Source organism: Anaeromassilibacillus sp. An200, from assembly GCF_002160025.1.
Taxonomy (GTDB): domain Bacteria; phylum Bacillota; class Clostridia; order Oscillospirales; family Acutalibacteraceae; genus Caccousia; species Caccousia stercoris.
This window is the reverse complement of sequence record NZ_NFJU01000027.1, coordinates 23,281-47,372: the sequence shown is the minus strand read 5'-3', so window position 1 is coordinate 47,372 and position 24,092 is coordinate 23,281. Positions and strand designations below refer to the sequence as shown.

Genomic DNA, 24,092 nt, shown 5'->3' with positions numbered 1-24,092 from the left:
CGAAAATACGCCTGACATTTCGCTCCTTTTTCCCTTTGGGTTCTTGTTTACAAACCAAAAAACTGCTCTGGCTTGATTGCCGGAGCAGGTTTTTCTACAAGCTGAGCGGTTCTCTGATCTTTAAGAGAACCGCTGTCCCATTTTTATTCTTCGATTGTAATCTTGAGATGAACCTTTTTACCCTTTTTCACATGGATATACCCTTTTTCAAAGGCACTGCGATCGATGCGCTCCGCAGGGCCTTCCACCTTGCGATCATCCACCATCAGGCCACCCTGCTCTGCCAAACGGCGGCCTTCACTCTTAGAGGGAATCAGCTTGGCTGCCAGCAAGACATCCAGCAAACCAGCGTCGCCGCTTTCAAACAGAGAGGCGGGAACCGCCGCTGTGGGCATGTTGTCTGCACTGACGCCTGCACCAAAGAGAGCGCGCGCAGCATTCTGCGCCTTGACAGCCTCTTCTTCACCGTGAATCAGCTTTGTAACCTCAAACGCCAGAACCTCCTTGGCCTTATTGAGCTCGCCACCCTCCAGTTTTTCATACTGGGCAATTTCCTCCAGAGGAAGGAAGGTCAGGATCTTCATGCAGCGGATCACATCAGCGTCATCCACATTGCGCCAGTACTGGTAGAAATCGAAGGGAGAGGTCTTTTCGGGATCCAGCCAAACAGCGCCCTTCTCCGTCTTGCCCATCTTCTTTCCCTCGCTGGTAGTCAGAAGGGTGAAGGTCATGCCATAAACCTCCTTGCCCTCCTTTTTGCGCAGAAGCTCCACGCCGCCGATGATGTTGCTCCACTGATCGTCTCCGCCGAGCTCCATCACACAGCCGTAACGGCGGTTGAGCTCCAGAAAATCATAGCTCTGCATCAGCATGTAGTTCAGTTCAAAGAAGGAAAGACCGCGCTCCAGACGCTGCTTGTAGCACTCAAACGTCAGCATCCGGTTCACCGAAAAATGCACGCCCACATCACGCAGAAAATCAATGTAATTCAAATTGAGCAGCCAGTCGCCGTTGTTTGCCATAATGGCTTTGCCATCCGAAAAATCAATCAGGCGAGCCATCTGCTTCTGAAAACAGGAAATGTTATGCTCGATCGTCTCGCGGGTCAGCATCTTGCGCATGTCGCTCTTTCCGGAGGGATCGCCAATCATACCGGTGCCGCCGCCAAAGAGAGCTATCGGAAGATGGCCTGCGCGCTGCATATGCGCCATCACCATGATCTGCACAAAATGTCCAACATGCAGGCTGTCCGCCGTCGGATCAAAACCGATATAAAAGGTCACCTTCCCGTTGTTGAGAAGTTCACGGATCTTCTCTTCGTTTGTGAGCTGTGCAATCAGACCTCTGGCCTGAAGCTCGTCAAATACTCCCATTTTACTGCCTCCATTTCGTTTTTTTGCGGGGGCAAAAGAAAAACGCCCCCTGCTTTTTGTTTGCAGAGGGCGGAAATATCCGCGGTACCACCTCAGTTCACCGCAGCCTCACGACGGCGGCCTCACGGGTACTATCATACCCTTGCGCAATAACGGGCGCACACGGCCGGATCTACTGACAAACCGCGTTCCATCCGGCAGCTCCGGGATGTATTTCGTCCGGCTCTCATACCCGCTTTCACCACCCGCGGGCTCTCTGCATAAGAGGATCGGAGTACTTCTTCCCTTCTCAGCTATTGAGGATCATTATACCTGATCTTTCGAAAAAGTCAAGAGTTTTGTGCCAAACACAGCATTTCTTCCGCATTGCGCATGGTCAGTTCCGTTACATCGGTTCCCCCAATCATGCGGGCAATCTCCTTCTGCCTTTCCTCGTGGGAAAGCAAATGGACATCGGTAAACGTGCGGTTTTCCAAAACCTTTTTCTCGATACGAAACTGTGTCTCGGCCATAGCCGCTATCTGAGCGGAGTGTGTCACGCAGATCACCTGGCGGCTTCGGGAAACTTCCTTTAGCTTTTTCCCCACTTTTCCCGCTGCGCTCCCACCGATCCCGGCATCCACCTCATCGAAAATCATGGTTCCGACGATATCCTGGTTGGATAATACCGTTTTAAGCGCCAGCATAATGCGGGAAAGTTCGCCGCCGGAAGCAATTTTCGCAATAGGTTTCGGCGGTTCTCCGGGATTCGTGGAAACCAGAAATTGCAGCTTATCCGCACCATCAGGGCTAAGCTCGCAGGATGTTTGCTCCACTTCAAAACGGACATTTGGCATATCCAGAAGCTTCAATTCCTCCTGCACACGTCCCGCCAGCACCTTGCCGGCCTCGCGGCGTTTTTCCGAGAGCACAGCGGCATGCTGCTTCGCCTTTTTTCTGGCTTTCTGATAGGCTTCTGCAAAGCGGGCGGCATGTTCCTCGGAAAGCGTAATGGTTTCCAGCTCCGCTTGACATTTTTCCAGATATTCCAGCATGGCTTCCTCTGTGCCGCCGTATTTCAGTCCCAACCGGTACAGGAGATCTAAGCGCTCCTCAATTTCTTCCAGCTGTGCGGGATCATAATCCAGCTGTGAGGAAGCATCGCGCAGCATTTCCTGACAATCCTGCAAATCATAGGAAAGCGTTTGCAATCGTTCCGCCGTTTCGCTTAAAGTGGGTAAAAAGCGGGCTGCTTCCTGCAATGCCGCTGCTGCGGACTGAACCTCCGATACGGCTCCCCCGTCTTCCTCACCGCCTTCCAGGCAGGCACGCGCCTCTCCCAGTGACGCCGATACCTTCTCGCTGTTTCCATACAACGTTTTTCGGGCCGCAAGCTCCTCCTGCTCCCCAGGGTGAAGCTGTGCCGCCTCCAGCTCCTGAATTTGATATTGCAGAAGATCGATCCGCCGGGCTTTGTTGGTTTCATCCATCTGGAGCTTTTCCCATTCCTTGCGGCAGTGCTCCATTTCGCGGTATTCCTTTCGGTAGTCCTCCAGAAGGAGTTCTGTTTCTCCCATCCGATCCACATAGGCCAGATGCAGCTCCGGCGAAAGCAGTTCATAGGTGTCATGCTGGCCATGAATGGACAGCAGAAGCCTTCCCAAATCCCGCAAAACAGAAACAGAAGTTGGGCGGCCATTCACCCGACAGCTGCTTTTCCCTTCTGCGGAGATCGTTCGCTGGAGCAACAGCCCCCCATCCTCCGGCTCAAAACCATATTCCCGCGCCTTTTCCAGCACAGTATCCGGCAGTTCATCAAAGCTGGCGCTCACAAAGGCAGATTTTGCTCCGGTTCGCACCAAATCACGGGAGGTGCGTTCTCCCAACACGGCATGAATGGAGTCAATGACAATCGACTTACCGGCTCCCGTCTCGCCGGTAAGAATATTTAACCCCTTTCGAAACTGGATCCCGGCCTTTTCGATGACCGCAATATTTTCGATATACAGCTCAGAAAGCATGACGCTTCACCCCATCATCCGGCGCAGTTCCTCGGCAAAACGGCGGGCACATTCCTCATCTTGTGTTACAACAAAGATCGTGTCGTCACCTGCCAGAGTGCCCACAATTCCTTCCCAATGCAGGGAATCCATCGCGGCACAGACTGCCTGAGCCATACCGGTCAGACTTTTGATGACCACCATATTGCAGGCGCTTTGCACCGATATGGTATTTTCGGAAAACAGCGAGAAAAAGCGGGAGGACATATCCCGACTTCCATCCTTCGGCGCGGTATAGCGATATTTGCCATTGCCTGTCTGTGTTTTCACCAGACGCAGTTCCTTGATGTCACGCGAAACCGTTGCCTGCGTGACATCAAACCCCTCCTCCCGCAGCAGACGAAGCAATTCTTCCTGCGTATCAACCGTATTGTTGCCGATGATTTGCAGGATCTTTTCATGACGTCTCTTTTTCATTCAGCTCCTCCTCTCCGCCAATTTATCATTGACCACTTCATAGAAGTTGGTATTTTTCAGTTTCAGCAATTTAGCGGTCTGCGACGCCGCACGGCAAAACACCGGTTCTTCGTTTTTCAGCGCAATGGAAATCTGCCCATCCACTGTCAGATAGCTGTTGACCCCTTCCTCACTGGAACCCGCCTGAATCTGCAAAACGGATTCTTCTCCAAACACAACCGGGCGGGTAAACAGAGAATGTGGGCAGATGGGAGACAGCAGCAGGCAGCGAAGCGCCGGATCAATCACCGGCCCGCCAGCAGAAAGAGAATACGCGGTGGATCCCGTAGGCGTAGCGACAATCAGTCCATCCGCCCGGTACGCACCAACATTGCTCTGGTTGAGCAGAACACGGAAATCCAGTATCCGGGACAGTGCGCCTCGTGCCAGTACCGCATCATTGAGCGCGTAATACACAAACTCCCGCCCCTCACAGCGAAGCGTCACCTCCAGCATCATCCGCTCATCCACCAGATACTCTCCGGCAATCAGAAGTTCCAGCCGATCCAATTCATCCGGTTCCAGCCCCGCCACAAAGCCAAGGCGTCCCACGTTCACACCCAACACCGGTTTTCCAAACGCGGCCGCTTCCTTTGCCGCATGGATAATCGTTCCGTCTCCGCCCACCGCAATCACCAGATCGCAAAGAGAAAGAGCGTCTTCCGGTTCTTTGCAGAAGGAAACCGGAAGATCCTGGAAGGGGCGATGAAACTGCTCCTGCACCACACAGGTGACCCCAAGCTCAGCAAGACGATGCGCTACGCGGCCGGTATGAAAAAGAGCGTCCTTCTTAGTCAGATTGGGAATCAGAAAAGCCTTCAAGGCGTCTCACCGCCATTCAGCACAGTATGCGATTCATCCACCAGGGTGCCAATATCCGGAAGCTGTCCCATGTGAGGGGGTTCCTCTTTGCGCAGATACAGCAGATACTCGATATTTCCCTCTGGTCCCTTTACAGGAGAATAGGTCAGTCCCAGCGGGGAATAGCCTTCCGACAGAGCAAGCTGCACAACCTTTTCAATCACTTCCCTGTGTACTGCCCGATCCCGCACAACGCCTTTTTTGCCTACCTTCTCCCTGCCTGCTTCAAACTGCGGTTTGATGAGACAAACCGCTTCACCGCCCTCTCTCAAAAAAGGGCGGGCAGCGGGAAGAACGAGGGAAAGTGAAATAAAGGAAACATCCACACTGAAAAAATCCACAAGCTCCGGCACCTGCTCCACCGTCAAATAGCGGACATTGGTACGCTCCAGGTTCACCACCCGGCTGTCGCTTCTCAGCTTCCATGCCAGCTGGCCATAACCAACGTCAACGGCATAAACCCGCACCGCGCCATTTTGCAGCATACAGTCGGTAAATCCTCCCGTTGATGCCCCGATATCCATGGTGGTTTTGCCTTCCAGCGAGATAGGAAACTGCTGCATAGCCTTTTCCAGCTTGAGGCCACCCCGGCTGACGTATGCCAGCCCCTTGCCTCTCACTTCAATCTCCGCGTCCACCGGAACGCTTTCTCCCGGTTTGTCGTATTTTTGATGATTGATATAGACAAGCCCTTCCATAATCAGGATCTTTGCCCGTTCCCGGCTCTGGGCAAACCCCTTTTCAAACAGCAGGCAATCTAATCTCTTTTTTTCTGCCACGTTGAGCACTCCGATCTTACAAATTCCGCCATTCCGGTTTCATCCAGTCCCAGATGATGCAGGATTTCCATCATGGGAGCGTGTTTGACAAAGCCCTTGATACCCTTGAGATGATACGCCCCATCCCACCCCAGGCGATTTAATACCATGGCAAAGTGTTCTCCAATTCCGCCCTGCTCCATTCCTTCTTCAAAAAAGAAGACTTCCTTCGCAAAGGTAATCTGCTTTACAGACTCTTCCGAAACCGGAAGAATCGGATCCAAACGAAGAACAGCCGCCTCCATTCCCTGTTCCCTTAGAATTTCGCACGCTCTGCATGTAAAGGAGAAAAGCCTGCCATAGGTGACAAGGACAATATCCGGGTCCCGATCTTGCTTCCCCCAATAGTAATAACTGCGGGTTGTGACATAATCGTGAGGCTTGAACAGCTGACGCCCCCGGGGGTACCGCACAACCACAACTCCCTCACATTCATACAGAGCCTTTTTTAAATCCATGCGCAAATCTTCATAGGTAACGGGGGAAAAGACCGTCAAATTGGGAATGGTATTGAGAAACGCTGTATCATAAATTCCCTGATGTGTCTCTCCGTCTTCCCCCACAATTCCGGCACGATCCACCGCAAGCACAAGATGCGCTTTTTGCAGAACCGCGTCATGCAGGATCTGATCGTATCCCCGCTGCAAAAAAGTTGAGTACAAAGCACAGACCGGAAGCTGTCCGCTGACTGCAAGCCCTGCCGAAAAAGTGACAGCATGCTCCTCAGCAATCCCCACATCGAAAAAGCGTTCCGGAAACTTTTTGGCAAACTCCGTCAATCCGGTTCCCAGTTCCATTGCCGCTGTCACCGCACAAATATGATTGTCCTTTTCCGCAAGCTCACACAAAAAGCTGCCGAATATAGAAGAAAAGCTGTCCTTCGCGGCTGGCGTTTCTCCTGTTTCCACATCAAAGGGGGAAACACCATGAAAGGTACCGGGATCCTGTTCCGCAAAGGGGTATCCCTTCCCTTTATCTGTCAAAACATGAATCAGGATTGGGTGAGGGATGCTTTTGGTGTTCTCAAACACTTCTATCAGCTTATCAATATTATGCCCATCAAACGGCCCATAATAGAAAAAGCCCATATCCTCAAACAGGGTGCTTTTATACATCATATGCTTGACAGCAGACTTGGCTCGGGAAATCCCTCGATGCAAAGGCTTGCCCACCACGGGAACATGGTCCAAAGCTCTTTCCACGCGGCTTTTCGCCCGAAGATAGCCGGGTTTTGTGCGGATGCTGGCCAGATAACCCGCCATCGATCCCACATTTTCAGAGATTGACATGGTGTTGTCATTGAGGATCACCATGATATTTCCCGGAAAACGTCCCGCATTATTTAAGCCTTCATAGGCCATTCCTCCTGTCAAAGCGCCATCTCCAATGACAGCCACTACATTTCCAGGTTCGCCGGAAAGATATTTTCCCTGCGCCAGTCCCAAAGCTGCGGAAATGGAAGTGCTGGCATGGCCGACGGTAAAGGAATCCCAGGGGCTTTCAAAACGGTTTGGAAAACCGGAAAGACCTCCCTCTTTGCGAATGGTGGCAATCTGCTCTCTGCGCCCCGTCAGGATTTTATGAGTATAAGCCTGATGCCCGACATCCCACACAATCCTGTCGCTCAGGGAGGGAAACACATAATGGAGTGCAATGGTCAGTTCCACCGCGCCAAGATTGGAGGCCAGATGCCCACCGTTTTCCGATACTGTTTGAATAATCAGCGAACGGATTTCTTCACTGAGCTGCCGAAGCTCCGTCCGGCTGAGATTTTTCAAATCCTGAGGGCTGTGGATTCTGTTCAACACTCTGTCCAAGCTTTTTTCATCCCCATCCATTTCGCCGCTAAACGCTTCAGTCCTTCCATCCTGCCTGCAGCTTTGCGGCGGTCACGGTATTGCGGAGAAGCATTGCAATTGTCATCGGACCGACTCCACCGGGAACCGGTGTGATATATCCGGCCTTTGGTTCCACATGGACAAAATCCACGTCTCCGCAAAGCTTTCCGTTTTCATCGCGATCCATTCCGACATCGATCACCACCGCACCGGGCTTAACCATGTTCTCCGTCACAAATTTCGGACGCCCCACCGCGGCCACCAGAATATCCGCCTCCCGGCAGATTTCCGCCAAGTCCCGTGTTTTGCTGTGGCAGATTGTCACTGTTCCGTGGTTATGGAGCAACAGCATTGCCATCGGCTTTCCGACAATATTGCTGCGGCCAATCACAACACAGCGCTTTCCTGCAATTTCAATTCCCTGTGAACGAATCAGTTCGATCACACCAGCGGGCGTGCAGGGCAGAAAATGAAAGTTTCCAATCATGATTCGCCCCACATTCTGCGGATGGAAAGCGTCAACATCTTTCTGCGGATTGATTTCCTCGATCACAGCTTCCTCATCAAGGCCCTCCGGCAGAGGGGACTGCACCAGAATTCCATGGATTTCCGGCTTTTGATTGAGAGAGCGCACCAGAGAAAGCAGTTCCTCCTGTGTGGTGGCAGCCGGCAAAGCATACTCCTCCGAGTAGATCCCCGTTTCCGCGCAGGCCTTTTTCTTGTTGTTGACATAGGTACGCGAAGCCGGATCATCCCCGACAATTACCACAGCCAACCCAGGATGCAGGCCCTTTGCTTTCAGTTCCTGCACCTCCTGCGCCACTTGTGCGCGCACAGACGCGGAAACTGCCTTTCCATCAATCAGCTTTGCCATCCGCTTTCTCCTCCTTTTCCTCTGTCTCCTCCGTCTTATCTTCGGATTCCCAAGCCTCTGCTTCCTCTTTCTGCGCAGGAATATTTTCTTCCTTCTCTTCCCGTTTGCTTTCGCTTGTCACAGCAGCCCCTGTTTCTGTAATCAGCTGCTCATACGGCAAATCTCCGAAGATTGTGCTTTTACCGTCATCCTCCTCTTCCTTTTGCTCTTTTGCATCCGGAACCTCGTCAACCACGGCATTCATGGCAACCACTTCTTTGGCTCCGCAGCCAGACAGTGACGTCCTGGAACGGAATACAATCAGCAGAACAACGGCAGCCAACACAGAGGTCAGCGCCACCACTTGGGAAACACGCAGGCTGGTGCCCGGAATAATCAAGCTGTCCTGACGCAATCCCTCAATAAAGAAACGTCCCAGTCCATACCAGACAAGGTACAGAAGGAAGGTTTGTCCATCGTAACGGCGCATTTTGCGTGTAAATACGTGCAGAAGGGCAAAGCCCACCAGACACCAGATGGATTCATACAGGAAACAGGGATGCACCGGGCTGTCCGGTACAATTTCCTGTGTGGCCGAGCTGATCATACCCCAGGGCAGATCCGTCGCGCCGCCAAAAGCTTCCTGATTGAAGAAATTGCCCCAGCGGCCAATTCCCTGTCCAATCAGAAAACCAAGCGAAGCAACGTCCAGAACCGCGCCCACTCTCATCCTGCAGATCTTTGCTGTAATCGCACCTGCGGCAAGAGCCGTGATAATACCGCCGTAGATACCAAGCCCGCCCTGATGGATATTCAGGATTTGCAGGGGATCGTTGCGGTATGTATCGCCGGGATAGAAAATAACATAATACAGGCGCGCGCCAATCATACCGAAAATAACGCCTACGATCACACAGTTGATCAGCTTGTCTTCGTTGATTTTCATCTTTTTGCAGCTGACACTGGCATACAGGAACGCCAGCACCAATCCAAGTGCAATGATGATTCCATACCAATACACGGTACCGAACTCAAAGGGACCAATTTGGATCGGTCCAAACTGGAAGGCAACCGGATTCAACTCAAACTCCAAACCTAACTTGGGAAACTGTACATCATACATGAGCATCTCCACCGTTTCTCCGCAGCAGATGGGAGCGGGAAGCACCGTCTGCGGCACGGGCGCCCCCCTGCTTTTGATTCATTCAGAAAGTGGAAGAACCACCGACAATGCGCTGTATTCCGGACGAAGCTGTACCTCCAGGCGGCGCATGACATCTTCTCTGGTCAGCTGTGCAACACAATCAATATAATCAAACATCTCCCGGTCACTGAAAGCCAGGGAAGCCATTCCGTTTGCGATGCTTGCCACGCTGTTGAGGGACGCAATGCTGCGGCCGTAAATAGATTTGCGGGCGCGCTCAAAGGCTTCCTTGGAAAGCCCCTCCTTCCGCAGCCGATCAACCTCCGCACGGATCTCCTTTGCCACCCGGTCGGGATCGCGGGAATCACCGGAGAAGATAACAGAAGCATAGCCGGCACCTTCAAAGTATTCGTAGCTGAATGAGGTTTCATTGATCAGGCCTTCGTCAAGCAGACGGCGGAACAGCGGAGAAGCGTCCGAAGCAAGGGCCTCCAGCAGCACGTCGCTGGCTGCGGCTTCCTGGTCGGACACACGCCGGGCTCCTGCCGGCTCCTTGAAGCCCAGCTGGAAAAGCGGCATTGCCACAGCCAGTTTCTGCTCCACTCTGGGGCGGACCACCTCGCGCGGCTCGTCTTCAAAAATACGTTCAATGGCCTGGGGCTGGCTCGGAATCAGCAGTCTGTCACAAAGCTCCAGAACCTTGTCAACATCCATGTTTCCCGCGATGCAAAGCACCATATTGTGCAGGTTATAGAAGGTACGGTAGCAGCGGTACAGGTACTCCGGTGTAATCTTCGCTATGCTTTCCACCGTTCCCGCAATATCAATTTTCACCGGATGCTTATGATACAGGGCACCCAACAGATTGAACAGGACACGCCACTGCGGATCGTCGTCGTACATCCGGATTTCCTGATCAATGATTCCCTGCTCCTTCCGTACCGTCTTTTCCGTAAAATACGGCTTCTGAACAAAATCCAGAAGAATTTCGAGCGATTCATAAAAACGATCGGAGCAGGAGAAAAGATAGCAGGTGCTGTCAAAGGACGTATAGGCGTTTGCGGAAGCGCCTGTTTTCGCATAACGGGAAAAAGCGTCTCCATCCTCGCTCTCAAACAGCTTGTGCTCCAAATAATGCGCGATTCCTTCCGGCACCGTACAGGGCTCCTCCCCATCGACACGGAAAGTCGTGTCAACGGAGCCATAACGGGTTCCAAATACTGCATAGGTTGAATTGTTCTGATTTTTCGGGTACAGCAGAATCCGAAGGCCGGAAGAATGCTGTATTTCATAATAGCGATCGCCTGTGCGCTCACTGTAATGTTCTTTACATGGTGCGTTCATTCTTCCGTCCCCTTTCCCAGCAGGCTGTAAACCGTGTCCAGCGTGATCTGATTGGCAGCCTCGATTAGCTCCTCACGTGTCACGGCTTCCATTGCCGCGGCAGCTTCCTCCAGCGTCTGCGGACGCCCGCTGATAGCCTGCGTCAGATACCAGCCGGACAGCGCCCCCAGAGAATCGGAAGCGGAATGATAAGCGTTGAGCAGGCTCAGCCGTGCCGCGGAAATCTCCTCGTCGGTAAAATCACCCCGCTTGAGGGCATCAAGCTGCGCGAGAATTTCCGTCCGGGCCTTTTGCAGATTTTTCTGCTCTACGCCGCTCTGTATCAGCATAATTCCTTTCATACTGTTATAGGACGCGCTGCAATAATAGCAGAGGCTCTGCTTTTCCCGCACATTCAGAAACAGCTTGGAGCTCGGCGTCCCACCCAAAATCGCAACCGCCAGCTTCATGGCCGGCACCTGCTCCTGCGGCTGACATACGCTGGTGCGGAAGCCCATCACCAGCTTGCACTGCGCCACCTCCATCGTCTCCTGGACCTCCCGGACACTGGAAGCGGACTTTACGTTCACCGTCTCACAGGTAAGCAGCTTTTCCCGGTGCAGTGCGGAAAACACCTGCCGGAAACGTTCATACAAAGGCTCAATCTCACAATTTCCCAGCACGAGGATCTGCACACGGGCATGGGCGAGAACATTATTCCACACCTGCGTCATCCGGGAGCGCTCCAGTCTCTCCACCGCGTCTCTGGACCCATAGCGGTTGACACCATATGGCTCTCCCTCACACATGATTTCCTCGCAGCGCTGATTCGCATAAAAACGCTTATCGTTCAGCTCTGTTTCAATCAGTTCAATCGTTTGACGCTTTTCCTGCTCAAAATCCTGTTCCCGGAACAAATCGTTCTCCAGCGGCGGATCAAACAGCACGCCGCAAAGGAGATCCACAAGATCCTCCGAAACGGTTTCTCCATTTAAGGTGTATCGATCGGCAAGACCGGAAGCTGCCACGGACAACACCTGCACGTCGCCTACCTTGTCCACGTCTGCGCTCAGGCTCGCTCCATACAGCTCTGCCAAACGCTGTCCCAGCTTGGTATAGTCGGGGTACTTTTTGCATGCTCTGCTCAGCAGAAATGGAAGCAAGGCATTTTCAGAGGCATGTTCCTTCTGCATGGGAAGAAGGAAATGGACGGACATCCGCGCCGTCTTAAACTTCGGATCGCGAACGCCCAAAAACTCTACGCCTTCGCAGATGCTCCGACATTCTATCCCTGTCATTCTATTCATCTCCTAATTTCGGTTCCTGAACCCTTTTCCGGCGCCTGGCTGAAAAAGGAAGCCAGACACAGCCAACGGCGGCGTTCCGGCATATCAGGTGTATTATAACACACTCTCGAAATGAATAAAAGAATGAATATTCTGAATAATGTATGAACTTACACTTTCGTCTGGTACGGTTCCACATATTCTTCCCTTTTTGGCTCGGGACTCAACCAGCAAATCGCACAAAGAAATTTGTGTTTTCATAAGAAAAAGGTCGCAATTTCTTCCTTTTCGGTGTATACTGAAAAAAAGGAGTGATTTTCATGTCTCTGCTGATCGATAATTCTCTGTGCCGCCCGTTTTTCATCAACGGCTCCCGCGAGCACGGTATTTTGTTAATCCATGGCTTCACCGCCACGCCGGGAACCATGAACCCTCTCGGCAGGGCACTGGCCGAAAAGACCGGCTATACGGTCGCTGCTCCCCTGCTTCCCGGACATGGACGCACACCGGAGGATATGGCCAAAACCCGCTGGCACGACTGGCTTCGGGGGGCACAGCACGCTTTTGACAAGCTATCGCGCCAGTGCAGGGACGTCAGCGTCGTTGGACTTTCCATGGGAGGCGCCCTGACGCTGCTGCTGGCGGAAACACGCCCAGTTCGCCGCGCTGTCCCGATTGCCGCCGCTCTTTCCGTCTACAATGAGAAAATCATTTTTGCCAACGCCTTGTGGCCCGTTTGGCGTTTTTTCACTGAGCCGGAAAAAAAGCATGAGGTTATCCCGGACTTTCTGCATGAATATAATGACACCTACGACAAAACGCCGGTTCACTGTCTGGCGGATCTCAACCGTTTGATGCGTCTGGCCCGGCAGGGACTGCCCCGTATCCATTGCCCCATCATGAATGTGCGTGCCGGAAGGGATCGCACGATCCATCCCCGCAGCACCGGATGGATCATGACAGAGGTTTCCTCCCGCAAAAAGGTTCTGCTGGAACTTCCAAGAAGCCCGCACGTTTGTACATTGGGTCCCGAACGCGAGCTGCTTTTCAAAGAAACCGCCGAGTTTTTGATGGAGAAATAAAGCTTCTGTTTTCACTGACCAAAAAAGGATGGCTTCCCTGCGAGGGAGCCATCCTTTTTCATGTAATCAAGCCTTCTGCAAGGCCTGTTCGATATCCTCCAGAATATCCGCAATGTTTTCAATACCCACAGACATCCGGATCAAATCCGAGCTGATGCCAGCTTCCACAAGCTGCTCATCCGTCATCTGACGGTGCGTGGTGCTCGCGGGATGCAGAACGCAGGTACGCAGATCCGCCACATGTGTGACTACGGAAGCCAGCTCGAGCGAATCCATAAAGCGCATGGCCGCTTCTCTGCCGCCCTTGATCCCGAAGGAAATCACGCCGCAGGTTCCGTTCGGCATATACTTTTTCGCCAGCTCATAATACGGACTGCCTGGAAGACCGGGGTAGTTAACCCAACCGATTTTTTCATGGTTTTGCAGATATTCCGCTACCTTTTGGGCATTGAAGCAGTGGCGCTCCATGCGCAGAGCCAGCGTCTCCAGTCCCAGGTTCAGCAGAAACGCATTCATCGGGCTGGCTTGCGCGCCAATGTCACGCATCAGATGTGTGCGTGCCTTGGTAATGTACGCCGCTTTGCCAAACTGCTTTGTATAACTCAGGCCATGATAAGACTCATCCGGCTCAGTCAGCATGGGGAATTTTCCGTTGTCCCAGTCAAAGGTTCCTCCATCCACGATGCAGCCTCCCACCTGAACCGCATGGCCGTCCATATATTTGGTGGTAGAGTGTGTGATGATATCCGCACCGAAGGACAGCGGATGACAGTTCATCGGAGTCGCGAAGGTATTGTCGACAATCAGCGGGACGCCGTGGGCGTGCGCTGCTTTTGCAAACAGCTCCAGATCCGTAACCACAAGGGAAGGATTCGACAGGGTCTCCGCAAACACGCAGCGGGTATTCTCACGGAATGCCGCCTCCAGTTCCTCCTGTGTGCAGCCGGGGGCCACGAAGGTACATGAAATCCCCATTTCCTGCAGCGTTTTATAGAGGAGATTGAAGGTGCCGCCGTAAATAGCGCTGGAGCTGACAACATGGCTGCCAGCATGGCAGATGTTGAGCACAGCCAGCATAGAAGCGGCCTGCCCGGACGATGTCAGCATTGCGCCAACACCGCCCTCCAGCGCGGCAATCTTCTGCTCTACCGCATCAAGCGTCGGGTTGCCCAGACGGGTGTAAAAGAAACCGGCATCCTCCAAATCAAACAGTCGTCCCATTGCCTCCGAGGTTTCATACCGGAAGGTGGTGCTCTGTACAATCGGCATCACACGCGGCTCCCCGTTGCCGGGATGATATCCCGCGTGAATGCACTGTGTATCCATACGATACTCGCTCATTTTTAACACTCCCTTGCGTTCAGATCAAATCCGCCTGTCCCAAATGGGATAAGCAATTTTCTACTTATCATATCATGTTCTTTTCGCCATGACAAGACTCTTCCCGCAAAGGCCATCGTTCCTGCTTACGCTTTGCCGCAAAACACCGGCTGCAGCTGCCTTCCCTTGAGAGCCGCTTCCACCGTGGGAAGAAGCTGGTTGAAATCCGCGACGGCGGACGTTGGTTTTTGCTCCGGATCGTCCTGACAAAACGGGACAAAATAAATATTTTTTGTGTTCATCAGCCTTCCGATATTCTGCGCCGACGCGGCAAGAGCATCGTTCGTGGCGGCACAAAGAATCACCGGGAGTCCAATCCTCAGACAAGACTTGGCTGCCATTGTCACGGGAGTATCGGTAATCCCGGCCGCCAGCTTTGCCAGTGTGTTTCCTGTGCAGGGCGCGATAACAAGTGCGTCCACCATATGCTTGGGTCCCAGCGGCTCTGCTCCGGCAATCGAATGAATCACCTTTCTTCCGCAGATGTCCTCGGCCTCCCAGATAAAATCACAGGCACGGCCAAACCGTGTATCTGTTTCGTATGCGTTATTGGACATGATAGGAACCAGTCGGTATCCGGCTCCGGCAGTCCGCCGCATTTGCTCCATCGCTTTCCCGAAGGTGCAGAATGAGCCGCAGAGGGCAAACCCCAGTGTCAATTCTCTCATAGCTCTCACTCCTCCATCATATTGTAAATGGTATTTTTCATGATTTCAGCAGCCGCGCGGGGAGCTGTCTTCCCGGGCAGGGACAAGGCCGGTACTGCATGAATTCCAAGTTCCTTTGCCGCATCAAAATCCACCCCGCCCGGCTTGGAGGCCAAATCGATCACAACGCACCCGGGGTGAAGCTGTGCCAATACACGGCGCGGAAAGATCATCGCGGGAATGGTATTGAATACAATATCGTAAGGTTCGTGTTCCCTGCCGATGGAATCTGTCGCGATAGGACGGCAGCCGCTCAGTTCAATCCAGGCAAAATCCCTCGGACGCCGGGCGCTGACCGTTACCTGCGCTCCCATAGCCCGCAAAACCTGTGCCAGCGCCCGGCCAATCCTTCCATAGCCTGCCACAAGGCAGCGGCTTCCCAGCAGAGAACCCTCATATTCCTTCACTGCTACAGCCACAGCCCCTTCTGCTGTTACCCCCGCGTTGCGGACAGCAAACTCTTCCCGTGTATAATAATCGTATATGTCAATGGCATCCCACTTTTCGCTCGTCGCCAAAACAGGCGCCATCCGGCCCCCGTACACTTCCTTCCGGCTCATGCGCTCCGCAAACTCGTCATCCAGAACGATCGAGCGATCGCCGTAAGGAGCGTTGATTGTCTTTCCGTCTGCCGTGGCGGGAAGCGGAAGGATGATCGCTGTACAGGTTTCATAAATCTCCTCCGGTGTGCACCGCTTTACCTTAGGATCCAGCGGCAGACCGTCAAGCCCCCAGACGCAGACGGTGCAGCCATCCTGCGCCAATGCGTCTGCGAGAGCGGCCTGCCGCCTGTCTCCCCCCAAAAGCCCAAAGCTGTTCATCTCTATCATGATATCTCAAACCCTTCTCCAGCCGCAGAAAACGCGGAAAATGGGAGCGAAGCTTCCCGCCCCTGTACCGCAGAAAAGTGCAGCGAAATTTCTTTTACAACATAGTATGGAAAACGGAAAAGAGTTGTTCCACGGCAAAGCAATTTTCTGTTTTCAGGAAATCTTCCTTGCAAAACGTGCCAATTATGGGTATGATAAAGAAAACAAATCACACGATATGTCTCGGAGCGTATCTTCATTTTCCCATACGCTCCCACTATTTCATGATAAGGAAAGGGCGCGTCATTTATGGAGCAGACGGATATTCTCTCTCAGGTTAAGCGGATTCATTTTGTAGGGATCGGCGGTTCCGGCATGTGTCCGATCGCGGAAATTTTGTTTCACAAGGGCTATGAACTGACCGGCTCGGATCGAAGCGAATCCGATACGCTGGAACGTGTGAAGGGCTATGGGATCCCTGTGTTTACCGAACACCGTCCGGAAAACATCGAAGGGGCGGAGCTCGTTGTGTACAGCGCAGCTGTTCCCAAGGACAATCCGGAGCTGACGGCGGCCCGCGAGAAAGGGATCCCGACTGTGGAGCGCTCCGTGATGCTTGGAATGGTGACAAAGCGCTATCCACATTCCATCGCTGTCTCCGGAACACACGGAAAGACCACCACTACCGCCCTTTTGACACAGACGCTGATCATGGGCGGAGCCGATCCGTCCGCCATCATCGGAGGAAAGCTGCCTTATATCGGAGGAAACGGGCGTGTCGGAAAATCAGACACCATCGTCTGTGAAGCCTGCGAATATGTGGACACCTTTTTGCAGCTTCACCCCTACCTCTCCGTCATCCTCAACATTGACGCTGACCATCTCGACTATTTCGGAACACTGGACAACATCATCCGTTCTTTCCATCAGTTCGCCCTGCAAACCAGCGGGATCCTTGTGGTCAACGGAGACGATCCCAATGTCAAAAAGACATTGGAAGGCATTACCCACGCGAAAATCGTAACTTTCGGACTTGGTGCAGAAAACATGTACTCCGCCGCCAACGTCCGCGATGAGGCAAAAGCTTGCGAAGATTTCACGATCCTCAAGCAGGGGATTCCGCTGTGTGAAGCAAAGCTGAGCATTCCCGGCAGGCACAATATTCTCAACGCGCTTGCCGCGGCTGCCGTCGCCGACCAAATGGGAATCGCGCCGGAAACCATTGCCGACGCGCTCCATGCGTTCCATGGCGTCCACCGCCGCTTTGAGATCCTTGGAGAGTTCGGAGGAATCACCATCGCGGACGATTTTGCACATCATCCCACAGAACTGACCGCCACACTGTCCGCCGCGATGCGGATGGGGTATCGTGAGGTCTGGGCTCTGTTCCAGCCCCACACCTATTCGCGCACCGCTCTTTTCCTGGACGATTTTGCAAAAGCTCTTTCCATCCCCAATCACACCGTGCTTTCCGAGATTCTCGCGGTGCGGGAGACAAACACCTACAACATTTACGCCAAGGATCTGGCGGAAAAGATTCCTGGATGCGTCTGGTTCCCGACCTTTGAAGAAATGGCAGATTACACGATGGCGCGTGTCCAGCCCGGTGATTTGATTCTCACGCTGGGCGGCGGCGACGTTTATAAATGTGCCAATTTGATCGTTGAGAGATACCGGCAGAATTTATAAGCTCTCCTTGCATACAAAGACACCGTTTCCTCCTGCCCCTGTAAGGCATACCGGAAGAAACGGTGTCTTTCTGTGCATTTATTCTTTTCTTGGCAGCACTCTGGCCTTGGCCGCCTTAATGCGGATTCCTTGCTCGGAAAACATCCTCTCATGCTCTGTCATCACGGTGATTTCATCGGAACAGGGATCTGCGTGAAGATCCTCCGTGGTCCAATACACTTCATATCCCGCTTCTTCAAAATAGCGAAGTGTATCGCGGTACAGCGGGCCGTCATCGGTTTTAAACCAGATCTCCCCCTGTGGAGCAAGCAGCATGCGGTAATCCTCCAAACGGGTTGGATAGGTCAGCCTGCGTTTCCAATGACGGGGCTTGGGCCATGGATTACAGAAATTGATGTAGATTCTCTCCACCTGATCGGCTTCTCCCATAATTTCACGCAGCCGCTCAATGTCGTGCCCTGTCAAAGCAACATTGTGAATGGGCTTGCCGTCAAAAGCAGCTTCAATCACACGTTTGGCCGGAGCCAATATCACATCTTTCAGATCGATGCCAATATAATGAAGTTCCGGGTGAAGCGGTGCCAAACCGGCGATAAAATACCCTTTTCCACAACCCAGCTCCAAATGGATAGCCCCTTCTTCCGGGAACCATTCATGCCAGCGGCCCTTCTGCTGCTCCGGATGACGCAGGAAAAACGGACAGGCCTCCAGCTCCGGTTTTGCCCACGGTTTGCTTCGCATTCTCATTCTGTGCGTTCCTCCTCCCGCCAGCCTTTGCAGACGTCCACCCACTTTTCTGCGCGGGAAGTCTCAAAAAGTTCTTCACAGGTTAAACGAACCGCCGAATTCGCCGTCCCGGCCGCTGGATATATCACATCGAACCGGCGCAGAGACTCATCACAGACAACCCGTACCCCTTCCGGATTGGCAAACGGACAAACGCCGCCCACCGGATGCCCCGTCATGGAAAGCACCTCGTCCGGATGCAGCATAGCCGCCTTCGTATGGAATTCCGCTTTAAAGCGTGCATTATCAATTTTGGCATCACCCGCAGCCAAAAGCAGCAGACAGCCGCCGTCAAGACGCAGGGAGATTGTTTTGGCGATGCGTGCAGGCTCTGTTCCAAGAGCAGCCGCGGCCAGCTCCACCGTCGCGCTGCTCTCCTCAAAGGTCTTCACACGTTCTCCCAGCCCCCAAACATTCAGATAACTCTTTACCGTTTCCAAAGACATTGTTTTGTCCCTCTCTTAAATATTTGTCATCAATTCACATCGTTTTTAAGTGTACACACCCAACTTGCCTGGGGCTTATTGTATCATGTTTTCCATTAACTGTCATCAGGCTTTCCTGACATTTTGCCCGTTTTGTCATATCGGCCGTAATTTTTTCTTAACTTTTTTAAAAATCATGCTATAATAAAGGGAGGCTTTCCATTCATCATGCTTTTTACCTGGATCAGGAAGGAGTTTTTATGCGCCATTTGTTCCGAAAGCTTTCTGTACGCCAGCAAAAACGTCTCACCTTTCTTCTCGCCTGTATATTGGCGGTAGTCCTGCTCCTGCTTGTCTTTGTCTGGTCCCAACACAGCACCCTTTCAAACCGCTTGGAAACTACAGGCTTTGCCATGGGTTCGCTGGTCCAGCAAACACTGTACGGAGCAGACGGACAAGAGGCCTCCGATGATGCCCTGCAAGCCATTACGGAGCTGGAAAACAAAATATCATGGCGTGTGGACAGCTCCGACATTGCACAGTTGAATGATGAAGCTGGGAGTGTGTGGATCGATGTGGATCCCGTAACCACTTCCCTTCTTCTTCTCTGTCTCGACGTAGCAGAGAAATCCGGAGGCGTTTACGATCCCACCGTTCTGCCGGTCTCCAAGCTGTGGAATTTTGATGCGGACGGAAACTTTTCTCCGCCTTCTCAGGATACCGTCGATCAATTTCTTCCCTATGTTAATTATGAAGACCTGCGCGTCAAAGAGGAGGAGAACTCCGCTTCTCTCAAGTATCACTACATGGGTGTGGATCTGGGATCCGCCGGAAAGGGCGCTGCTTGTGACACCGCTGTTTCCTCCTATGCTTCCTCCGGGATTTCCGGTGCGATTGCCGCTGTGGGCGGAAGTGTGGGAGTTTATGGGCAAAAACCAGACGGCTCTCCCTGGTCCATCACCGTGCGCAATCCATATTCCGCTGAGGACGGAGAAGAGATTCTGGGAGTAATGGAGATAACGGAAGGTTTTGTTTCCACCTCCGGCTCCTATGAAAAACAAAAAGAGGTAGATGGTGTAGTCTACCACCATTTGATCAATGCCAACACCGGGTGGCCGGAGGACAATGAATTGATCTCCGTCACCGTTTACACAAAAGACAACGGCACACTGAGCGATGTTCTGGCAACTGCCGCCTTCCTGCTGGGACCTGACGAAGGAAAGCGTTTGCTGGAACAGTATGGAGCCGAGGGAATTTTCATTGGAAGGGACAGAACAGTAGAGGTCACAGACGGCTTTCCCTCATTTACCCTGAACCTTGACTCCTACCGGATGGCTGGGTGAGCTTATGGAACGAAAGCTTCTGCGTCCCGCTGATCTGCTGCTTCTCCTCTTTGCTCTCCTGTTAGCCGGGCTGCTTCTGTGGGGACAGTCACAGAAGCCAGCGCAAAGCTGCGTGGCGGTAATTGAGGAAGACGGCATAGAAATCCGGCGAATCGATCTCAGCACCCTGACACAAGCAGAAGAAATTCCGCTGGGAGGAGCTTATGGCATTGTTCTTCTCGCGGAACCGGGAAGCATTTCCTTTCAGCATTCCTCCTGCCCGGATCAGACCTGTGTGCGAACCGGAAAGCTGACGCGCGCCGGACAGGCGGCTGTCTGTCTCCCGGCACGCATTTCTGTCCGGCTGGAGGGCGGTAAACAGGCGGCTGACGCCATGACCGGCTGACATTACAGAGGCGGGAGGTTCTCCATGCAGCACAAACAAACAGATTGGCGTTCCAGCGCTGCACGCCGTGTGGCAGTGACAGGACTGCTGGGAGCTCTGGCCCTGGCACTCTCTTTTCTGGAAGGGGTGCTGCCACCCATCCCGGTTCTGCCCCCTGGCGCGAAACTGGGACTTTCCAACATAGCGGTGCTGTACGCAGTACAATGTCTGGGGTTCTGGCCCGCGATGGGGATTGCGCTGGTCAAAGGCGTTTTTGCCGGTCTGACGCGCGGCGGTCTTGCCATGCTGATGAGTCTGTCCGGCGGTTTCCTGAGCACTTGTGTTATATTCCTTCTTGCTCGTCTGAAGCATCCCCGCTTCGGGTTTTTAGGCCTTGGAATCTCCGGGGCTCTTGCTCACAATCTCAGCCAGCTTCTGACAGCGTCTCTTCTGACGACACCGGCAGTAGCGTGGTACGCCCCCTGGCTGATTGGTTTTGGCGTGTTATTCGGCGCCGTCACGGGCATCATTCTGCGCGTGACGATGCCGGTTCTTAACCGGCTGCTCCCCTCACCTTCTGTGGACACAGAGGGTGAGGCGGGTAGTATTCCTTCGGACGGCATCGTTCGTCCAAAGGAAATAAAGAGTGGAGGTAGAGAAAAGTGGAACTGACATTTCCTGAAAAGCCTTTTCGCACGCACGGCGGCGCAGCAGTTCCTCACCACAAGAACACGGCGCAGATGGAGTCTGTAATTCTCCCCTGCCCGTCTCAGGTGACAATCCCCATGCAGCAGCATGTGGGCGCTCCGTGCAAGCCGCTGGTCAAGGTCGGAGATCTTGTCCAGGTCGGCCAGAAAATCGGTGACAGCGACGCCTTTGTCAGCGCTCCTATCCATGCCAGTATTTCCGGCAAGGTCAGCGCCGTCACAAAGGTTGCGCTGCCGGGTGGGCAAATGGTTGATGCCGTTGTGATCGAATCCGATGGCCAGATGACCGTTTCCCCAGAGGTCAAGCCCCCTGTTGTGAACTCACCGGAGGATTTTATTCGGGCTGTTCATGAATCGGGCCTGGTTGGCCTTGGCGGTGCGGGATTCCCCGCGCATGTAAAGCTCAATGTGCCAAAGGACAAGCATCTTGACACGTTGATCGTGAACGCCGCCGAGTGCGAACCGTACATCACCGCGGACAACCGCGAGGCTTTGGAAAACTCCTGGGCTGTTCTTTCCGGCGTCTATGCCGTGCGTGATCTTCTCGGTCTTGAGCGTGTGATCATTGCGGTTGAGGACAACAAGCCCGATGTCATCGAGGTCCTTCGGAAGGTTGCGGATAACTCCAAGCTGGATCCCGAAGACCGTGTGCGGATTTTGCCGCTCCACGCACGCTACCCGCAGGGCGCGGAAAAGGTTCTTGTGCAGTCCTGCACCAACCGCGTCATTCCGCTTGGAAAGCTGCCCGCAGATGTTGGCTGCCTGGTGATGAACATCACCTCTGTCGCATTTCTCGCGGATTATCTGAAAACAGGAATGCCGCTTGTCAAGAAGCGCGTCACCGTGGATGGCTCTGCCATTGCCAGCCCCAAAAACGTGATTGTTCCGATTGGAACGAAGATCGCAGATGTGATTGCTTTCTGCGGCGGCTACAGCCAGCCGCCCGCAAAGCTTCTCATGGGCGGCCCCATGATGGGTATTGCCCTGACAAGCGATGAACTGCCCATTCTCAAGCAAAACAATGGAATCCTGGCCTTCGCAGAGAAGGATGCGGCCCTGCCGAAGCCAACCGCCTGCATTCGCTGCGGCCGCTGTGTTTCCGGCTGTCCCATGAATCTGGTTCCCACGCAGCTTGAGAAATATGCCGAGCTTAAGGATACCGACAAGCTGGATCAGCTGGGAATCCTGTGCTGCATGGAATGCGGTACCTGCGCTTACAACTGCCCGGCTCACCGCCCGCTTGTGCATGCGATCCGCATGGGTAAGGCTTTGCTGAGAAACGGAGGGAAAAAGTAATGGAGAAAAAATTGATCGTCTCCGCTTCCCCCCATCTGAGAAGCGGAGCCACCACCCAGAAAATCATGCTTGATGTGATTATCGCGCTGGTTCCGGCGGCTGCGGCGTCCGTCATTCTGTTCGGGCCGCGCGCGCTGCTGCTGATTGTCCTGTGCGTTGCGAGCTGTGTTCTGTGCGAATATCTGTGCCGCCGCGTGATGAAGCGTGAGAACACTGTCATGGATCTGAGCGCGGCTGTCACCGGCCTTCTGCTGGCGTTCAACCTGCCTGTCAGCATCAATCCTCTGATCGCGGTATTCGGCTGCGTGACTGCCATCGTTGTCGTCAAGCAGATGTTCGGTGGGATCGGACAGAACTTTGTCAATCCCGCTCTGACGGCGCGTATCATTCTGATGACCTCTTTCCCCTCCAAGATGACGACCTGGACCGCTCCCTTTGCCTACCTGAACGGGACGGACGCCGCCACAACGGCGACACCTCTTGCCCTCTCGGCACAAGGGGCAACGGATTCTCTTCCGGGCTATCTGGATATGTTCCTCGGTGTGCGCGGAGGCTGCCTGGGAGAGACCTGCACACTGGCTCTTCTGCTTGGCGGCATTTATCTGATTGCACGCCGCGTCATTTCTCCCGTTATTCCGGTCTGCTACCTTGGCACGGCGGCTGTCATGTCGCTTCTGCTGGGCCGCGATGTTCTGTTTGATCTGATGGCGGGCGGCCTGATGATCGGCGCCATTTTTATGGCAACAGACTATACCACCAGCCCCATCACCCGCAAGGGAAAAATTATTTATGGCATTGGCTGCGGTGTTCTCACTATGCTGATTCGTGTGTTCGGATCGCTTCCGGAGGGTGTCTCCTTCTCCATTGTGATTCTGAATATCCTTGTCCCCCTGATTGAGCGCATCTCGCTTCCTAAACCCTTTGGAAAGGAGACGGTAAAACAATGAGCAAACAGGCAAAGAAACTGACTCCCAAGGAAATTTTGCAGCCGGCGCTCTCCCTCTTCCTGTTTTGCCTGATTGTGACTGCCCTTCTGGCCGGAACCAACCTTCTGACAAAGGACAAAATCGCGGAACAGGAACGGCTCGCCGAGGAAACTTCCCGTATGACAGTCAGCCCCGGCGCGGAATCGTTTGCCGCGTCTGACGATGGCACCTATTACCTGGCCCAGGCGGGCGGCGAGACGATTGGCTATGTCTTTACCACAACTGCCAACAGCTACGGCGGCGAAATCAAGGTGATGACGGGTATCTCCAGCGATGGGATGGTGACAGGCGTTTCGCTCCTCTCCATCTCGGATACTCCTGGCCTCGGCATGAATGCTGAAAAGGAAAGCTTCCGGGATCAGTATAAGAAAGCCGCTCCTTCCGGTGGGTTTACCGTCATTAAAAATGGTACAGCCGGCGATACGGAGATCAGCGCCATGACGGGCGCCACCATTACCTCACAGGCTGTTACCGATGCGGTAAACGACGCGATTGAGCAATACTATGCAGTAAAGGAGGCGGAATAA

At 53.4% G+C, this 24,092-nt stretch carries 23 protein-coding genes and 1 other annotated feature; of the genes, 8 read left to right on the top strand and 15 right to left on the bottom strand.

Annotation, left to right across the window (positions count from 1 at the left end; translation table 11 throughout):
* Window positions 1-143: 143 nt before the first annotated feature.
* From tyrS to yfmF, 10 genes are all read right to left on the bottom strand, one after another.
* Complete coding sequence (tyrS, locus tag B5F35_RS13265) at window positions 144-1,373, bottom strand: tyrosine--tRNA ligase (RefSeq protein WP_087241729.1); 1,230 nt, start codon at window positions 1,371-1,373, stop codon at window positions 144-146.
* 62 nt (window positions 1,374-1,435) lie between these two features.
* Window positions 1,436-1,673: a binding site (T-box leader), on the bottom strand.
* A gap of 29 nt (window positions 1,674-1,702) precedes the next feature.
* Window positions 1,703-3,373 carry a DNA repair protein RecN gene (gene recN, locus B5F35_RS13260; protein ID WP_087241727.1) on the bottom strand — a complete coding sequence of 557 codons (1,671 nt, stop codon included), beginning with the start codon at window positions 3,371-3,373 and terminating at the stop codon, window positions 1,703-1,705.
* Window positions 3,374-3,379: 6 nt separating this feature from the next.
* Window positions 3,380-3,829: an arginine repressor gene (argR, locus tag B5F35_RS13255; protein ID WP_087241725.1), complete on the bottom strand. Its 450-nt coding sequence runs from the start codon at window positions 3,827-3,829 to the stop codon at window positions 3,380-3,382.
* Complete coding sequence (locus tag B5F35_RS13250; RefSeq protein WP_087241723.1) at window positions 3,830-4,690, bottom strand: NAD(+)/NADH kinase; 861 nt, start codon at window positions 4,688-4,690, stop codon at window positions 3,830-3,832. It lies immediately after the preceding gene.
* Window positions 4,687-5,508, bottom strand: coding sequence for a TlyA family RNA methyltransferase (locus tag B5F35_RS13245; protein ID WP_087241721.1), 822 nt, complete (start codon window positions 5,506-5,508; stop codon window positions 4,687-4,689). The genes B5F35_RS13250 and B5F35_RS13245 overlap by 4 nt, the downstream gene beginning before the upstream one ends.
* Entirely contained in the window at window positions 5,487-7,355 is a 1,869-nt protein-coding gene (gene dxs / locus B5F35_RS13240) for a 1-deoxy-D-xylulose-5-phosphate synthase (RefSeq protein ID WP_242969526.1), read from the bottom strand. The genes B5F35_RS13245 and dxs overlap by 22 nt, the downstream gene beginning before the upstream one ends.
* A gap of 46 nt (window positions 7,356-7,401) precedes the next feature.
* Entirely contained in the window at window positions 7,402-8,259 is an 858-nt protein-coding gene (gene folD, locus B5F35_RS13235; protein ID WP_087241717.1) for a bifunctional methylenetetrahydrofolate dehydrogenase/methenyltetrahydrofolate cyclohydrolase FolD, read from the bottom strand.
* Complete coding sequence (gene lgt / locus B5F35_RS13230; RefSeq protein WP_242969525.1) at window positions 8,243-9,418, bottom strand: prolipoprotein diacylglyceryl transferase; 1,176 nt, start codon at window positions 9,416-9,418, stop codon at window positions 8,243-8,245. The genes folD and lgt overlap by 17 nt, the downstream gene beginning before the upstream one ends.
* A gap of 21 nt (window positions 9,419-9,439) precedes the next feature.
* Window positions 9,440-10,726, bottom strand: coding sequence for an EF-P 5-aminopentanol modification-associated protein YfmH (yfmH, locus tag B5F35_RS13225; protein WP_087241715.1), 1,287 nt, complete (start codon window positions 10,724-10,726; stop codon window positions 9,440-9,442).
* The gene (yfmF, locus tag B5F35_RS13220) at window positions 10,723-12,003 is read right to left on the bottom strand and encodes an EF-P 5-aminopentanol modification-associated protein YfmF (protein WP_087241713.1); all 1,281 of its coding nucleotides are present in this window, start codon (window positions 12,001-12,003) and stop codon (window positions 10,723-10,725) included. Before yfmF ends, yfmH begins: the two co-directional genes overlap by 4 nt.
* Window positions 12,004-12,311: 308 nt before the next feature.
* Between yfmF and B5F35_RS13215 the strand changes: the two genes are divergently transcribed.
* Complete coding sequence (locus B5F35_RS13215) at window positions 12,312-13,073, top strand: alpha/beta hydrolase (protein WP_087241711.1); 762 nt, start codon at window positions 12,312-12,314, stop codon at window positions 13,071-13,073.
* A gap of 66 nt (window positions 13,074-13,139) precedes the next feature.
* Here B5F35_RS13215 and B5F35_RS13210 read toward each other — a convergent pair whose 3' ends face one another.
* The 3 genes from B5F35_RS13210 to dpsA all read right to left on the bottom strand — a co-directional run bounded on the left by B5F35_RS13210 (window position 13,140) and on the right by dpsA (window position 15,990).
* Window positions 13,140-14,414, bottom strand: coding sequence for an O-acetylhomoserine aminocarboxypropyltransferase/cysteine synthase family protein (locus tag B5F35_RS13210; protein ID WP_087241709.1), 1,275 nt, complete (start codon window positions 14,412-14,414; stop codon window positions 13,140-13,142).
* Between the two features lie 125 nt (window positions 14,415-14,539).
* Window positions 14,540-15,121, bottom strand: a complete 582-nt coding sequence (locus B5F35_RS13205) for a dipicolinate synthase subunit B (protein ID WP_087241707.1) — start codon at window positions 15,119-15,121, stop codon at window positions 14,540-14,542.
* Window positions 15,122-15,126: 5 nt separating this feature from the next.
* Window positions 15,127-15,990 (bottom strand): dipicolinate synthase subunit DpsA, encoded by an 864-nt coding sequence (gene dpsA / locus B5F35_RS13200; RefSeq protein WP_242969524.1) that lies wholly within the window; start codon window positions 15,988-15,990, stop codon window positions 15,127-15,129.
* Between the two features lie 288 nt (window positions 15,991-16,278).
* Here dpsA and murC point away from each other — a divergent pair, with 288 nt between their 5' ends.
* A complete protein-coding gene (gene murC / locus B5F35_RS13195; RefSeq protein ID WP_087241705.1) occupies window positions 16,279-17,658 on the top strand; it encodes a UDP-N-acetylmuramate--L-alanine ligase in 1,380 nt (459 codons plus the stop codon).
* A 78-nt stretch (window positions 17,659-17,736) separates the two neighbouring features.
* Here the strand turns inward: murC and trmB are convergent, their stop codons facing one another.
* Both trmB and B5F35_RS13185 read right to left on the bottom strand, forming a co-directional pair.
* The gene (trmB, locus tag B5F35_RS13190) at window positions 17,737-18,405 is read right to left on the bottom strand and encodes a tRNA (guanosine(46)-N7)-methyltransferase TrmB (RefSeq protein WP_087241703.1); all 669 of its coding nucleotides are present in this window, start codon (window positions 18,403-18,405) and stop codon (window positions 17,737-17,739) included.
* Entirely contained in the window at window positions 18,402-18,890 is a 489-nt protein-coding gene (locus B5F35_RS13185; RefSeq protein ID WP_087241701.1) for a YbaK/EbsC family protein, read from the bottom strand. Before B5F35_RS13185 ends, trmB begins: the two co-directional genes overlap by 4 nt.
* Window positions 18,891-19,129: 239 nt before the next feature.
* Between B5F35_RS13185 and B5F35_RS13180 the strand changes: the two genes are divergently transcribed.
* Genes B5F35_RS13180 through B5F35_RS13155 form a run of 6 tightly spaced genes read left to right on the top strand, consistent with a single transcriptional unit; the run spans window position 19,130 to window position 24,092 of the window.
* Window positions 19,130-20,212, top strand: coding sequence for an FAD:protein FMN transferase (locus tag B5F35_RS13180; protein ID WP_087241699.1), 1,083 nt, complete (start codon window positions 19,130-19,132; stop codon window positions 20,210-20,212).
* A 4-nt stretch (window positions 20,213-20,216) separates the two neighbouring features.
* Window positions 20,217-20,597, top strand: a complete 381-nt coding sequence (locus B5F35_RS13175; RefSeq protein WP_087241697.1) for a NusG domain II-containing protein — start codon at window positions 20,217-20,219, stop codon at window positions 20,595-20,597.
* 24 nt (window positions 20,598-20,621) lie between these two features.
* Window positions 20,622-21,248 carry a Gx transporter family protein gene (locus B5F35_RS13170; protein WP_087241695.1) on the top strand — a complete coding sequence of 209 codons (627 nt, stop codon included), beginning with the start codon at window positions 20,622-20,624 and terminating at the stop codon, window positions 21,246-21,248.
* On the top strand, window positions 21,239-22,579 hold the full coding sequence (gene rsxC / locus B5F35_RS13165) for an electron transport complex subunit RsxC (protein WP_242969523.1): 1,341 nt from the start codon (window positions 21,239-21,241) through the stop codon (window positions 22,577-22,579). Before B5F35_RS13170 ends, rsxC begins: the two co-directional genes overlap by 10 nt.
* On the top strand, window positions 22,579-23,526 hold the full coding sequence (locus tag B5F35_RS13160) for an RnfABCDGE type electron transport complex subunit D (RefSeq protein WP_087241693.1): 948 nt from the start codon (window positions 22,579-22,581) through the stop codon (window positions 23,524-23,526). Before rsxC ends, B5F35_RS13160 begins: the two co-directional genes overlap by 1 nt.
* A complete protein-coding gene (locus B5F35_RS13155; RefSeq protein WP_087241691.1) occupies window positions 23,523-24,092 on the top strand; it encodes an RnfABCDGE type electron transport complex subunit G in 570 nt (189 codons plus the stop codon). The genes B5F35_RS13160 and B5F35_RS13155 overlap by 4 nt, the downstream gene beginning before the upstream one ends.